The sequence below is a fragment of the Francisella philomiragia genome (assembly GCF_018135955.1).
Lineage (GTDB): Bacteria > Pseudomonadota > Gammaproteobacteria > Francisellales > Francisellaceae > Francisella > Francisella philomiragia.
On sequence record NZ_CP063138.1, the window covers coordinates 231,619 to 245,547 of the forward strand.

Here is a 13,929-nt window from a genome sequence, read left to right on the forward strand (position 1 = left end):
AATAAGTGGTAGCTATGAGTGGACTTGAACCACCGACCCCAGCATTATGAATGCTGTGCTCTAACCAACTGAGCTACATAGCCACAAAAGATGAAACTTATTATATGTAATTTATAAAAATTGTCAATATTAATTCATATTGATGTTAAAAAAAATATTACTGATGTTTTATTGCTTGCTAAATATAATAGTTTTGTAGTACGATATAAACCAAGTATACACAGGGTTTACCCTATATAACTATTAATAAAATAAAGAAATGTCTGAAGGTAGAAATAAATTAAACGATTTTTCATTGTTACAATCATTGTTAGGTGGGTCATCTAAAATAGAAGAAAAGACTTCTAGAATGAGGCAGGCTAGAGATAAGAATATTTCTAAAAGTAAAAATATTCCAAAAGCTCCTGCTAAAAAAGTTGAAGAAAGAGATACTTCTTTTATTCGTATTCCACAGTATGGTCATAGAATAAATAATAAAACAGTAGATGAATTGCAGAATCCTCAATTAGAAGATGCTCAAGAAATTGTGATAACTGTTGATGTTGAGAAAGAAAGACAAAAAGAAGAAGCAAAACTGTTCAAGTGGTTGTGTCTTCGTTTTCCTAAATGTTTCGATCCGATCAATAAGAAGCCACTTAAAATCGGTATAAGTGAAGAAGTAGAAATAATTTATCAAAATGAGCATTTTGCTCCAGTAGATAAAATGGTTCTCAGAAATGTATTACGTCGTTATGTTGGTGATACGCGTTATCATAAGGCTGTTTTTGAACTCAAGCAAAGATTTAATCTACAGGGTCAACCAGTTGAAGATTACTCTCCTGAACACGTTGAGTATTCTAAAAAGCGTCTTGATGAAATAGCTGAGAAAGCCGAGTTTAGGGCAAAGGGCTTGACTATGAAAGACTATTACGAGTACAAAAAACAGCAACAAGAAGAAAAAGTAGATACTGAAGAATAAGTTTTTAAAATCACTGTAAATTATTGCCTCTTTTGCCTTTTAGGTTTATTCTTTTATTCATGAATTATCAAATCTGATTATCTGACAGTATGATAAAAATATTTTTTTCTAGAAAGTTTTTGGTAGTGTTGCTTCTATCTGTATCATTTCTCTTGAGTGGCTGTTCTACTACCGGTGATGGCTATCAAGGGCAAGTACTTCCGATTATAAAGCATGGTCATTCAAAGAAAAAACAGACAGCTTATAATATATACGGTTTTAAGTTTGAAAATACTCCTAGTGGTATTTATAACATTCTTGATAAAAAGCCTACTGAATTTTTAGTTAATGTATATGTTGGTGATAATTATGGTTGTAAGTTTACTTATACTATGGATAAAGAAGGTAAAAAAGAAGAGATTACCAAAACTAGTTCTTTTGTATCATACTTATCAGGCAGTAATGAGTTACTGAAATTAGAGTGTAAAGGTGAAGACTCGAATATTGACTATAAGATTGTCGTTTATGCTAATAATGTTGAATATGACAAGGTAGGAAATCTATCTTACTTAGCTGCTTCAGGAGGTTTGTAGTAGTATTATTTTCTCCAAAAATCTGGCATGAATAGTACTAGGATTGTAAATATCTCAAGACGTCCTGCAATCATTGCGAAGTCGCATATCCATAGAGCTTCCTTAGGTAAGCTTTTGAAGTTAGAACCAATTTCTCCTAGTCCTGGACCGACATTCGATAGTGTTGTTGCAATGGTAGAGAATGCTGTGGTTACATCTAAGCCACAACCTAGTAGTGCTAACCAACCACCGGCAAAGATTATAATATAAACAGAAATAAATCCAGAAACTCTATTTAAAGCTTGTTCAGATATATGAATGTCTCCAAGTTTAACAGTGAAGACTCCTTGAGGGTGGATTACTCTTTTAGCCTCTAGGATAGCTTTCTCTTTAAAAAGAATGGCACGAATCATTTTCAAACCGCCAGCAGTTGAGCCGCCACAACCACCAATTATTCCGATAAACATTAGCATTATTGGTAAGAAACTAGGCCATAGATAATAGTTTGTATCAGAAACAAAACCAGCACTTGAAGATATAGATATAACTTGAAAAACACTATTTGTAACTATACTAAAGACATTTGACAAGTCATCAGTATGAGCAATCATGGTTATACACACTATGAAAGAAGCAAAAAATACGAAGTAAAAGTATGCTTTGAATTCAACATTTTTGAAATAGTGACTTATTTTGAATTTCGATAAAGCTATATAGTGAGCTTTGAAACTAGTAGCTCCCAAGAAAAGAAAGATTCCACAAACTAAAATCATTCCAAAAGGCTTGTCAGCCATGCTTGAATCAGATGGTGCAAAACCACCTGTAGATACGGTAGAGAATGTATAGCATATGGCATTAAAAGGATCTACACCAACCAATAAATAAGAAATAAAGCATAAGAATGTTAGTAATAGATATACTAGCCATAGAGCTTTGGCAGTACTTGAAATTTTTGGAGCGATTTTGTCATCTTTCCATTGCCCAGATATTTCAGCTTTATAGAGCTGCATACCACCTACACCTAAGAGTGGTAAGATGGCAACTGATAAAACGATAATTCCCATACCGCCAAAAAATTCAGTTTGTTGACGATAAAATAGTATACTGTGTGGCAGTTTGTCTAGTCCTTCAATTACGGTACCACCTGTAGTTGTAAAGCCAGAGACTGATTCAAATACAGCATCAGTGAATGAGAGGTTTAAGCCCGGAAAGGACATATAGGGAATGGCACCAAATACGGTCACAAACATCCAAACTAATGTTACTATTAAAAACCCATCTCTGTTAGAAAGTTTCTTTTGCGTATTTCTAGAAATGAACCACAAAAAGAAGCCACAAGAAAAGGTCACAGCAAAGCTTAAAATATAAGGATAAGCATTTTTTTCGGCATATATGTAGTCAACTAATAATGGACTAAGCATAGTGATGCTTAAAAACATTAAGAATATACCAATTATCTTTGGTTTTTGACTCAACATAATCTGCTAATACTTAAAAGCTTAATGTTTTGTATATGACTTTGATGTTTAGTTTAGTATAATTACACACAAGCTACAAGATAATTTATATTTAGTATTTTAGGAGAAGTCGTCGTATGATGAAGCTTATATTGCGTTTGGCTCACTTGTTCGATAACAAAAAAGATAGAGCTTATGTGAGTGAAATAGACCAGTTTTTACAGGAATTCGATAAAGCTAACCCACAGAAGTCAGAATCACAAAAAAAAGAAATATTAAAGCATAGAAATATCTACAAAAGAGAAGCTAAGCCTAAAACAGATTTTCTTGATGGTTAGTTTTTTTACAAAAGTAACTTTACACAATTAGTCAGTTCTACATTTACAATCAGCTTTTATTAGCATCTCAAATATAATACACTTAGAGTATATTTGTGTATCTTTTTGATTATTAGTAAGTTATGAAAAAGAAGTATTTTATTATCGCTATTATATCGGTTTTTATAGTTGCATTTTTTTTGCTTTTAAATTATCTGCAACCAATGAGGGCAGATGATTTTGGTAGAGCTAATACAGATACCCTAGCAAAAGGGTTAATAATTATGGTTCACTCTATTCAGGCTGATTATTTTACGTGGACAGGCAGAGTTTCTGCTCAGGCTTTAATCTACTTCTTGATGAGTAAAACATATATAACTTTGTCGCTATTTATAGTCAATGTGGTTAATTCGACAGCGTTTTATATATTTATGTTGCTGACTTTCAAAATAATCACTTATGATCGAGGCAGAATATTATCTAAAGATTTTGTTATATATAGTTTTTTCTTTGTTTTTGTCTTTTATCAGATAGGGTTTATGGCAAATATCCTATGGAAAACAGGAGCTATTCAGTACTTTTGGGGATTAGCATTACTTACTGTTTTATACTATTTCTCTGTAGTCAAAAATAAAAATAGTATGTTGCTTGGCTTATTTATTGGATCAATTATTGGTTTATATAATGAGATATTTGTATGTGTCAGTATTTTACTTTGTCTAGCATACTTTTTTGAAAGAGTGCTTACAAAGAAAGTTATAAATGATACGATTGTTGCTTTTTTTGTAGCGTGTGGAATCGGAGGGTTTGTATTAATAACAGCACCTGGAAACTATGCAAGACTGGATCATTTATCATCAGGAGTTCAGTCATCACTATTGCAAAATGTTACTCGCTTGATAAGTGAGCTAATATTTACGCCACAATATACGCTTATACTGTTGATTATGATTGTGATCTTTTTAATATTAGCTTTCACTAATAAAAATTTCAAAAAACTATCAGTAGTTGTATATTCTGCAGCACTTGTATTATCACTGTTTGTATTAGTGCCAGTGGCAAAGTCATACGATCTAAATCAAAGAGTATTACTTATTTATTATGCGATATTTTTTATGGCTGCTTATATGCAAATTTATAGTCATAGTGGTTTATTTGTTATTAAACTATATGCAGCTCTCAAAAAGCTAAGTCCGATATTTGTGTTATTGTTGGTAGCACAATTATATTTAATATTTAGTATGAGTTTGTTTTTTTATAACTTCGAGCAAAAGCGTAATGTCTTAGTGGCTCAATACCAACATTCCGGAGTTACTGATCCAACATTACCGTGTATAGTTGATTATATATCACCAACTGTTTTTATTGATGATATTACACCTAATAAAGATCTTTATAATAATCAAGCGTATGCTGATTTTTATGGTTTTAAAAGTGTTGCTTGTAAGACTGTTGGTTAACTAAAAGCTAGGATATGAAATAATGTTAAATAAGAATTTTTTTATAAAAATATTGCTACTAATTGTTTTTGTTATAACTTTTTTTATTGTTATTGCAATTTATAGTTATGTGTTCGCTAGAGTGCAAAATTCGACAATATTTTTTAAATTTTTAGATGTTATCAGGGTGCATAGTTTAGCTCAGATAGCATCTTTTGTGTGGATTACTTCCTTACCAGTATTGCTAGCTATTTACTACTATCTTTTTTTCGGAGTGATTTTTAAGAAGTATATAAAATAAAACTATCAATCTTTAGTTTCATCAATTACATCAGTATCATCAGGAATTTTGAAATCAAATTTATTATTATCTATGTCAATATCGGTTTTGACATCTGAGAAAGAGATTTTAGTAAATTGATTTAAAGAAGTAGATATAGCTAGGTATTCAAGATTTTCATTATCAGAGAATTTAATTTGTATACTATCAATCATTTGATCATTTTTGGGTTTTAGTAGGTATGTGTTCTTATCTAGCTCTCTAACAGTAAATAGTTTATTTATATTGTTAGTGTTTTTAGAAAGTAAAATAAGATAAGGGAATTGTGCGATATTGTTAGATACTTTTTTTATGATGACTTGTTCTAAGTCGCCATCATAGATCCAAAGCTTTGATCCATTTGAGATGATTTCTTGATTATTAGGAGAAGTAGTTATCCATCTAAAGAACTTAGGCTTTTTTAAACTCATATAGCCTTTTGAGCTAATATTATCACTAGCTCTTCCACCATTAATGAGTTTTTGATCAAAGCTTGCGCTCATTGAGTGAATGTTTTTGATTTTATTTATAAGATCATCACTAGCATTAGCAAAACTATAGTTGATGCTAAATACAAGAGTAACGAGTAAAACTATTTTTTTCATTTAAGAATCTCTTTTAATTAAAACTTCACGCATGCCGTTTTGGTTCATTTCAGAAACAATACCGTTTTCTTCCATTTCTTCCATCAATCTTGCAGAGCGGTTATAGCCTATCTTTAATTTGCGCTGGACTGCCGATATAGATGCCTTTTGTGTTTTGATAACAATTTCTACAGCTTCGTTGTATAAAGGGTCTTCACTATCTCCATTGCTACCAGAGCCACCACTACCATTATCAGCATCCTCAGAGGCTTCTAAAATATCTTGGACATAGTCAGGCTCACCATACTCCTTCCATGATTCTACTACTCTATGTACTTCATTATCATCAACAAAGGCACCATGAATACGCATAGGAGCTCCAAAGCCGGGCTTTAAATAGAGCATATCGCCTTGTCCAAGAAGTTGCTCAGCACCTTGCTGGTCAAGGATTGTTCTAGAGTCAATCCTTGAAGATACCTGGAATGACATTCTTGTTGGAATATTTGCTTTGATTAGTCCTGTCACAACATCAACTGAAGGTCTTTGAGTTGCTAGAATGATATGAATCCCCGCAGCACGAGCTTTTTGAGCAAGTCTAGCAATTAGTTCCTCAACTTTTTTACCGACAACCATAATCATATCGGCAAACTCATCTGCAACAACTACAATGTATGGCATTTTTGTGAGTAATGGTGCTTCATGAGCTCGTTCTGGATTCATTTTGATAAACATTGTGTCTTTGAGAGGTCTGCCAGCTTTTTCAGCTTGCTCGATTTTGTCATTGAGTAATGCGATATTTCTAACTCCAGCAGCAGACATTAGCGCATAGCGGCGCTCCATCTCTTTAACACACCAGCGCAAAGAGTTAGCAGCTTCTGTCATATCTGTAACAACTGGTGTTAGTAGGTGAGGTATGCCATCATAGATAGAAAGCTCAAGCATCTTAGGATCAATCATAATAAACTTAAGCTCATCAGGACTACACTTGTATAGCATGCTGAGAATCATCGCATTTACACCAACAGATTTACCTGATCCGGTTGTACCAGCTACTAGTAAATGAGGCATTTTAGCAAGCTCAGCAAATGTTGGCTTACCAGATATATCGACACCTATCCCCATTAGGGTAGGGGCTTTTGACTTCATAAATTCAGGTGAGGCAAGTACTTCCTTGATACGTACCATTTGTCTAGTTGGGTTTGGCAATTCTAAACCTACATAAGGCTTGCCAGGGATTACCTCTACAACCCTAACAGCTGTGGTTGATAAGGCTCTAGCCAAGTCTTGAGCAATATTGGTAAGTTTACTAACTTTTGTACCTCTTGCTAAATCTATCTCATATCTAGTAATAACAGGGCCAGGATAAGCAGCAACAACCTTAGCATTTATATTAAAGTCATTTAGTGTTTGCTCTAGTAAAGATGATGTTTCATTAAGTTGTGCTTGAGAAATAACAGTTTGCTTAGGTTCAGGTTCAGTTAGTAGATCTAATGATGGTAAATTTGCTTTTTTTAAAGGTTTAACAATAGATTGAGTTTGGGTGATTGCTCTTAAATCTTCCTTGGTCATTTGTGGTGAAGTCAACTCTGAATCAAACAGATTGCTATCCTCGTTGTCATCAAAATCAATATCAAGTTCCGAGATAGTTTCTTCATGTATATCTGTGCTGGATTCTTTTTTAGGATCTTTAAATGATAGTTCATTATCAACTTTAGTACTTTCTAAAACATCACGGAAGATATCATCCTTTTTAGAGTTTTCATCTTTTCTTAAGCTAATAGAGGCTTCTTGAGGATTGTTTTTTTCAAGATTTTTTGTCGTAGTCGTTTGTCCCTCAAAAGCATCAAAACCATTTATGTCTGGAATATCTTTATCATCTTTAGGCCTAGCTTTTGTCAAGTAGTTCAGAGCTCGACCTAAAAACATTATTATATTTTTGAAAATATATATCCATGTAGTGCCTGAATATAGTATTAAGCCGATAGACAATGTTATCAGTAGTGTGAAAGAGCCACCTACTGTGCCTAAGTATTTTATAATAAATTTTGCGGTTTCATATCCTAATATTCCTCCAGAGCGCTGAGGTACCCAGTAATTAAAAAAGTTTAGGTAAAGCTCAGATAATCCACAGCAAGAAAGTATAAAAGTAATAATACCAATTGTTTTGATTGTAAACATCAAGTAGCTTAGGCTTTCTTGTTTTCTTTTTAGAAGTAGGATTCTGACAAAATCGATAAGTAGAAAAGGCAGAATGAAGCCAATAATTCCAAAAATTGCGAGTATAAAACTGGATATGTATGCTCCAACTGGACCAGCGTAGTTTTTGATTGTAGTCTCAGAAGATATACTGCTCCAGCCTGGATCATTTATGTTAAAGCTAAATAGTGCTATGAAAAGATAAATTATTATGGCAGTCAATATAACTATAAGAGTTATCTTTAGTCTACCTATCGCATGATTTGTTTTATTTATATTGTTGTCAGCCATAGTTTTATAAAATGTTTAAAATTTAATGATAAAAACCAATTCATAATTCTAACAAAAAAAACTCTAAAAATGTTAGACTATACTACTAATTTATTGAGGTTAAGGTTTAAAGGGGCAAGATTTGGCTAGATTTCATATTATTTTAGGATTTATAGTTTGTTTTTTTGCGTGGATATTTTTTCTAATATTTCCACATCTTGATATACAAATAGCGAGTCATTTCTATAACTTATCTGTGCACCAATTTATTGGTGGATATGATGGTTTTTTAGGCTTTTTGCATTGGTTTGCAAGGTTTTTTCCGATATTTTTCTCTATAGCTGTTATTTTGTTCCTATTAGGTTCACTTTTTATTGATAAATTCAAGATTAAGTATAGGAAAGCGATATTTTTTGTAGCTGTGTGTCTCTGGGTTGGTCCTGGTTTGGTTGTTAATTATGTATTCAAAGATCATTGGGGTAGGCCTAGACCTGTTATGGTACAAGAGTTCAATGGCGATAAAGTATTTCAGCCACCATTTGTAATATCATCACAATGTGATAAAAACTGCTCTTTTGTATGTGGAGATGCTTCAATGGGCTTTTGGATATTTGCCTTTATGCCATTAGTAGCTACACGTAGAAAAAAAGCTATAGTGTTTGCCGCTGCAATATTTGCTGGAGGTGGCTTGGGATTGATGAGAATAGCTCAAGGAGGGCATTTCTTTAGTGATGTGGTGTTCTGTGGCATATTTGTCTATATATGCACATGGATCGTTTATGCGGTTATGTATCGGCAAAAATAACATTGATTTATAGGTCATAAACATACATAATTGAAAATTGAAGATATTGGTTGGAGTAGCATTATGGATTTAGGTTTTATTTTTATGGCTAAGATTTGGAATATTTAGAACGTAGACAATACGTCTCTAATATTCTATTAATTTCATCGCTTTTAAAAAATCTTAAAACTCCTTAGATACCAGCCGTAATTGTGAAGAGCAAGTTTTTACTTTTGATTCTTCGAATTTTTAACAATGCCTTTGGGGAGAGAAATAGTAGATGTCACAAAAGCTCAAACGTGGATTACATACTCGACATATGTCAATGATAGCCTTAGGTGGCTGTATAGGTACAGGCTTATTTGTAGCACTTGGTGGAGCCATAGCAGATGCAGGACCTGGTGGTACGGTTTTAGCATATATTATAATTGCTGTAATGGTTTATTTTTTGATGGCTAGTCTTGGTGAGATGGCTGCTCATAGTCCTGTTAGTGGAACATTTTGTGAATATGCAACTCGTTATGTTGATCCTGCTTTGGGTTTCAGTACAGGTTGGAGTTATTGGTTTAATTGGGCGATAACTGTAGCAACAGAAGTAATTGCGGCTGCGATAATTATGCAGTACTGGTTTCCAGGAAGCTCTATATTATTATGGAGTGCATTTTTCTTTGTACTGGTATTTGCTTTGAATATATTCTCAGTGAAAGTATACGGTGAGGTTGAATATTGGTTATCATTTATCAAAGTTTCAACAGTTATTATATTTATTATTGTCGGTTTCTTATCGATTCTTGGTATGGTTGGAAATCATGGCAGTGTAGGTTTTGAAAATTGGCGTATAGGCGATGCACCATTTCATAATGGCTGGTGGGGATTTATCTCTGTATTTATGATTGCGGGATTTTCATTTCAAGGGAGTGAACTTATAGGTGTGACAGCTGGTGAAGCTAAAGATCCTGATACGTCTATTCCTAAGGCTATTAAACAAACTTTTTGGCGTTTGTTTATATTTTATATATTAGCAGTAGTGATAATTAGTTTTTTGATTCCATATAATAATCCTTCTTTGATACAGTCTAGTGCTGGAGATGATATTTCGGTTAGTCCGTTTACGATTGTTTTTGAGAGCGTTGGCTTAAGCTCAGCAGCTACTATTATGAATGTGATTATTCTTACTGCGATAATATCAGCATGTAATGCTAGTATGTACAGTGCAACTAGAGTTTTATGGCATTTAGGTAGAATTAAGCAAGCACCACAATTTTTTGCTACTACTAATTCAAAAGGTACACCAATGATTGCTCTTTTAATTACAGCTTTAATCGGTAGTTCATTTTTCTTTGTGTCATTTGTTGGTAGCGGACAGATCTTTACATGGTTAGTTAATGTATCAAGTTTGGCTGGATTTATAGCATGGTTTACAATTGCTCTGAGTCATTATCGTTTTAGAAGAGCATATATCAAGCAAGGAAAGAGTCTAAGTGACTTACCTTTTGTAGCTAAGTTTTTTCCTTGGGCACCTATTATCGCATTAATTTTGGTTTCTGTTGTTATAGTTGGGCAAGGTGTAACTATGCTGACAATGGAAGGTAGAAGTTGGTCGAGTGTTATAATTGAGTTTCTATCAACTTATGTAGGTTTCTTTGCATTTGTGATACTATATTTTGCATATAAGTTTATTAAAAAAACGAAACTGATAAAATTAGAGGATTGTGATCTTTCAAGAGAGTCATAGTTTTAGTTATTATGAACACTTTTTTTATTCAAGGTAAGGCTGGCCGGATTGAAGCAGCCTATGATAAAGTCAAAGATGCTAGTCAAGAAGTCGTGGCTGTAGTATGCCACCCTCATCCACTATATCAAGGTAGTATGCACAATAAGGTTGTAACTACTATCTCTAGAACTATGAAAACACTTGATATTGAGTCGTATAGATTTAACTATAGAGGAGTTGGGGATAGTCAAGGAGAGTACGGAGATGGGGCTGGTGAGTTAGAGGATCTGATTTCTGTCTGTGATTGGATTAGGGAAAATACTCACTTTAAAAAAATCATATTGTGTGGATTTTCATTTGGTGGAGCCATAGCATATATGAGTTTAAATAAGATTGATAATGTTGTGGGTTTAATAACTATAGCACCAGCAGTTGATAGATTTGATTTGACTAAATTTGATGAGCCTAAGAATCTTCCATGGTTAGTCATCCAAGGTATAGATGATGATACTGTAAACCCTAATTCTGTTTTTGATTTTACTCTTAAAACAGTTAAATCTGAGTTGACATTGGTTAAAATGAACGAGGTTGGGCATTTTTTTCATGGTAAGCTTATACAGTTAAAAGATGAAATAGAAAAATTTCTTATACCAATTGTAGATAAACTATAAAACAAAAAGGATCAAAGCAAATGAATAGAAATGTGGCACTAGAGGCAGTAAGAGTTACTGAGCTAGCAGCTCTAGCATCATGGAGTCAGATGGGTAGAGGTGATAAAATTGCTGCAGACCAAGCAGCAGTTGATGCAATGAGAAAAGCGCTAAATGAAGTGGCAATCGATGGTACTGTTGTTATTGGTGAAGGTGAGTTAGATGAAGCGCCGATGTTATATATCGGTGAAAAGGTCGGCTCTGGTGGGTGTGAGGTTGATATAGCTTTAGATCCGTTAGAAGGTACGACTATAACATCTAAGGGTGGTCCAAATGCTCTGACAGTTTTAGCAGTAGCTGATAAAGGTGGATTCTTAAATGCGCCTGATGTATATATGCAAAAAATTGCAGTTGGAGGTATTGGTGCTCCTAAAGGTATTGTCGATTTAGATGATTCTGTTACAGAAAATTTAAGAAGAATAGCTGAGTTTAAGGGTGTACACATGTCTGCACTAGTTGTTTGTACTATGGATAGACCTCGTCATGCCCACATCATTAAAGAAGCACGTGAGTGTGGTGCTAGAGTTGTTCTTATTGATGATGGTGATGTATCTGGAGTTATCTCTACAGCTACAGAAGGCTCTGGTATAGATGTTTTTATAGGTACCGGAGGAGCTCCTGAAGGAGTTCTTTCTGCAGCTGCTCTTAAGTGCCTTGGCGGTCAAATGCAGGCTAGATTAGAGTTTCATAGTGATGAAGAAGTCCAAAGAGCTCATAGGTTAGGTATAACAGATCTTAATAAAAAATATGATATTGATGATTTAGCATCTGGAGATATTGTTTTTGCAGCTACAGGTGTTACAGATGGTAATATGCTTAGAGGTGTTAAGAGAGTTAACAGTACTCGTAGAGGCTCATATGCTGTTACTCATAGTGTAGTTATGCGTTCAACAACCAAGACTGTTAGACATATTACCGCAGAGCATAGCTTTGATTTTAAAGATGGTGTCGAAAAATTCATGTCTTAATAATCATCTGAATATTTTAATTTTCTTTTATTTAACTTGCTAGTAAATATTATTAAATTAGTATTTTAAAATACTTTGTCAAGAGAATCTCTAATTTAAACTTCTGTTGTAAAACTTTCAAATAGCATTTGAAAATGTTAAGTTTATAGAATGTGTTTTTAAAATAGTCATTAGGTAATGAGTCAAAATAGCATACTTTGGGTTACATTTGTAATATATATTCTAATTGTATTTAGCATCGGAATATATTCGTATTTTCAAACGAAAAAAGTTTCGGATTATATGTTAGGAGGTCGATCCTTAAGTGCGCCAATAGCAGCATTAGGTGCCGGCGCTTCAGATATGGGATCATGGTTACTGTTAGCTCTACCAGGGGCATTTATGGTTTCTGGTTTTAACCAAATATGGTTGCCATTAGGTTTATCTTTAGGAGCTTTTGTTAACTGGGGTGTTATCGCTAGAAGGTTACGTATTTATACGGAAATTGCTAAGGACTCCATAACAATCCCAGCATATTTTGAAAATAGATTTCATGATAATAAAGGTACAATAAGATCGTTGACAGCAGTAGTAGTTGTTATTTTCTTCACTATTTATACAGGAGCGGGATTTGTTTCTGGAGGAGTGTTGTTTAGCTCAATGTTTGGTATCTCCTATCATGAGGCTTTATTACTAACAGCGACGATTATATTTGTCTATACATGTGTGGGTGGTTTTTTAGCAATATCATGGATAGATTTCTTTCAAGGAACTTTGATGCTTTTAGCTCTGTTGATTGTACCAGCAGTTGTTTATTTCAATTTAGGCAGTACAGATATTTCAGCTGCGTTATCAAATATAAAAGTGGATGGTTTCTTTGATGTAACCTCTGGAGTTCCTTTGATCACTATAGTGTCATTACTTGCGTGGGGATTAGGATACTTTGGTCAGCCTCATATTATTGTGCGATTTATGGCAATAAAAGATCCGAACAAGACTTCGCAAGCTATGTGGATTTGTATGATATGGATGATATTAGCATTAATAGGAGCTGCTTGTGTCGGTATACTTGGTGCTGCATACTATAGTGATAGTTTAGCTAATCCAGAATCTGTATTTTTGAAATTATCATCAGCGTTTTTTAACCCTTGGATGGAGGGTGTACTATTAGCAGCTGTACTATCAGCAGTGATGAGTACATCATCTGCACAATTGCTATCGTTATCTAGTGCTTTTTCGGTAGATGTATATGCTAAGTTTATCAGAAAGAATGCCTCTCATAGAGAGCTTTTGAATGTAAGTCGTTTGATAGTATTATTAGTGGCAATATTTGCAATTATCTTGTCATATAATCCTGAGACGAGTATTTTGAATTTGGTAGGTTTTGCTTGGGCGGGTCTTGGTAGTTCATTTGGTTCAGTAGTGATATTTTCATTATTTTGGTCTAGGATGAATAAAAATGGTGCTATTGCCGGAATCCTTGTGGGTTCATTGACAGTTTTAGTTTGGCCACTATTTGGTCATTTAGGTGGCTGGTTTAAGGTTTATGCTATGGTTCCAGGATTCGCTTTGAGTAGTATATGTATAGTGGTATTTAGTTTATTAACCTCGAAGCCAGAAGAATCTGTGCAGTTAGAATATCAAAAATATAAACAATCATTATAATTACTTATTGTTAGTGGT

At 33.8% G+C, this 13,929-nt stretch carries 11 protein-coding genes, 1 tRNA gene and 2 pseudogenes; 9 read left to right on the plus strand and 5 right to left on the minus strand.

What is annotated here, in order from left to right; all coding sequences use genetic code 11:
* Positions 1 to 6: 6 nt before the first annotated feature.
* Positions 7 to 83, minus strand: a tRNA-Met gene (locus IMS64_RS01185).
* Between the two features lie 176 nt (positions 84 to 259).
* Between IMS64_RS01185 and IMS64_RS01190 the strand changes: the two genes are divergently transcribed.
* Entirely contained in the window at positions 260 to 958 is a 699-nt protein-coding gene (locus IMS64_RS01190) for a ProQ/FINO family protein (RefSeq protein WP_211490664.1), read from the plus strand.
* Positions 959 to 1,047: 89 nt separating this feature from the next.
* Positions 1,048 to 1,530, plus strand: a complete 483-nt coding sequence (locus IMS64_RS01195; RefSeq protein WP_042516915.1) for an FTL_1709 family lipoprotein — start codon at positions 1,048 to 1,050, stop codon at positions 1,528 to 1,530.
* A gap of 5 nt (positions 1,531 to 1,535) precedes the next feature.
* Here the strand turns inward: IMS64_RS01195 and IMS64_RS01200 are convergent, their stop codons facing one another.
* On the minus strand, positions 1,536 to 2,990 hold the full coding sequence (locus tag IMS64_RS01200) for a potassium transporter TrkG (protein WP_088820818.1): 1,455 nt from the start codon (positions 2,988 to 2,990) through the stop codon (positions 1,536 to 1,538).
* Positions 2,991 to 3,103: 113 nt separating this feature from the next.
* On the opposite strand from IMS64_RS01200, the gene IMS64_RS01205 reads away from it, so the two are divergent.
* Positions 3,104 to 3,304: a CBU_0585 family protein gene (locus IMS64_RS01205; RefSeq protein WP_004286565.1), complete on the plus strand. Its 201-nt coding sequence runs from the start codon at positions 3,104 to 3,106 to the stop codon at positions 3,302 to 3,304.
* A 122-nt stretch (positions 3,305 to 3,426) separates the two neighbouring features.
* A complete protein-coding gene (locus tag IMS64_RS01210) occupies positions 3,427 to 4,743 on the plus strand; it encodes a DUF6056 family protein (protein WP_211490665.1) in 1,317 nt (438 codons plus the stop codon).
* A gap of 285 nt (positions 4,744 to 5,028) precedes the next feature.
* Here IMS64_RS01210 and lolA read toward each other — a convergent pair whose 3' ends face one another.
* The 3 genes and pseudogenes from lolA to IMS64_RS09905 form a co-directional block, all read right to left on the minus strand.
* The gene (gene lolA / locus IMS64_RS01215; protein WP_035737666.1) at positions 5,029 to 5,646 is read right to left on the minus strand and encodes an outer membrane lipoprotein periplasmic chaperone LolA; all 618 of its coding nucleotides are present in this window, start codon (positions 5,644 to 5,646) and stop codon (positions 5,029 to 5,031) included.
* Positions 5,647 to 7,362 (minus strand): annotated as a pseudogene (locus IMS64_RS01220) (DNA translocase FtsK); the annotation flags it as partial.
* A 95-nt stretch (positions 7,363 to 7,457) separates the two neighbouring features.
* Positions 7,458 to 8,112 (minus strand): annotated as a pseudogene (locus IMS64_RS09905) (DNA translocase FtsK 4TM domain-containing protein); the annotation flags it as partial.
* Positions 8,113 to 8,233: 121 nt separating this feature from the next.
* Here IMS64_RS09905 and lpxF point away from each other — a divergent pair.
* The 5 genes from lpxF (at position 8,234) to putP (ending at position 13,911) form a co-directional block, all read left to right on the plus strand.
* Complete coding sequence (gene lpxF / locus IMS64_RS01225) at positions 8,234 to 8,896, plus strand: lipid A 4'-phosphatase LpxF (RefSeq protein WP_004286561.1); 663 nt, start codon at positions 8,234 to 8,236, stop codon at positions 8,894 to 8,896.
* Positions 8,897 to 9,155: 259 nt separating this feature from the next.
* The gene (locus IMS64_RS01230) at positions 9,156 to 10,610 is read left to right on the plus strand and encodes an amino acid permease (RefSeq protein WP_004286560.1); all 1,455 of its coding nucleotides are present in this window, start codon (positions 9,156 to 9,158) and stop codon (positions 10,608 to 10,610) included.
* Positions 10,611 to 10,621: 11 nt separating this feature from the next.
* Positions 10,622 to 11,260, plus strand: a complete 639-nt coding sequence (locus IMS64_RS01235) for an alpha/beta hydrolase (RefSeq protein ID WP_211490667.1) — start codon at positions 10,622 to 10,624, stop codon at positions 11,258 to 11,260.
* A 20-nt stretch (positions 11,261 to 11,280) separates the two neighbouring features.
* Entirely contained in the window at positions 11,281 to 12,267 is a 987-nt protein-coding gene (gene glpX / locus IMS64_RS01240) for a class II fructose-bisphosphatase (protein ID WP_004286558.1), read from the plus strand.
* A 177-nt stretch (positions 12,268 to 12,444) separates the two neighbouring features.
* Complete coding sequence (gene putP / locus IMS64_RS01245) at positions 12,445 to 13,911, plus strand: sodium/proline symporter PutP (protein WP_211490668.1); 1,467 nt, start codon at positions 12,445 to 12,447, stop codon at positions 13,909 to 13,911.
* Positions 13,912 to 13,929: the final 18 nt, after the last annotated feature.

What these genes read in the sequence shown, in the direction of transcription:
- IMS64_RS01190 (WP_211490664.1), top strand. Translation starts at nt 260, where the DNA reads ATGTCTGAAGGTAGAAATAAATTAAACGATTTTTCATTGTTACAATCA.
- lolA (WP_035737666.1), bottom strand. Translation starts at nt 5,646, where the DNA reads ATGAAAAAAATAGTTTTACTCGTTACTCTTGTATTTAGCATCAACTAT.
- IMS64_RS01235 (WP_211490667.1), top strand. Translation starts at nt 10,622, where the DNA reads ATGAACACTTTTTTTATTCAAGGTAAGGCTGGCCGGATTGAAGCAGCC.
- putP (WP_211490668.1), top strand. Translation starts at nt 12,445, where the DNA reads ATGAGTCAAAATAGCATACTTTGGGTTACATTTGTAATATATATTCTA.
- IMS64_RS01205 (WP_004286565.1), top strand. Translation starts at nt 3,104, where the DNA reads ATGATGAAGCTTATATTGCGTTTGGCTCACTTGTTCGATAACAAAAAA.
- IMS64_RS01230 (WP_004286560.1), top strand. Translation starts at nt 9,156, where the DNA reads ATGTCACAAAAGCTCAAACGTGGATTACATACTCGACATATGTCAATG.
- IMS64_RS01195 (WP_042516915.1), top strand. Translation starts at nt 1,048, where the DNA reads ATGATAAAAATATTTTTTTCTAGAAAGTTTTTGGTAGTGTTGCTTCTA.
- glpX (WP_004286558.1), top strand. Translation starts at nt 11,281, where the DNA reads ATGAATAGAAATGTGGCACTAGAGGCAGTAAGAGTTACTGAGCTAGCA.
- IMS64_RS01210 (WP_211490665.1), top strand. Translation starts at nt 3,427, where the DNA reads ATGAAAAAGAAGTATTTTATTATCGCTATTATATCGGTTTTTATAGTT.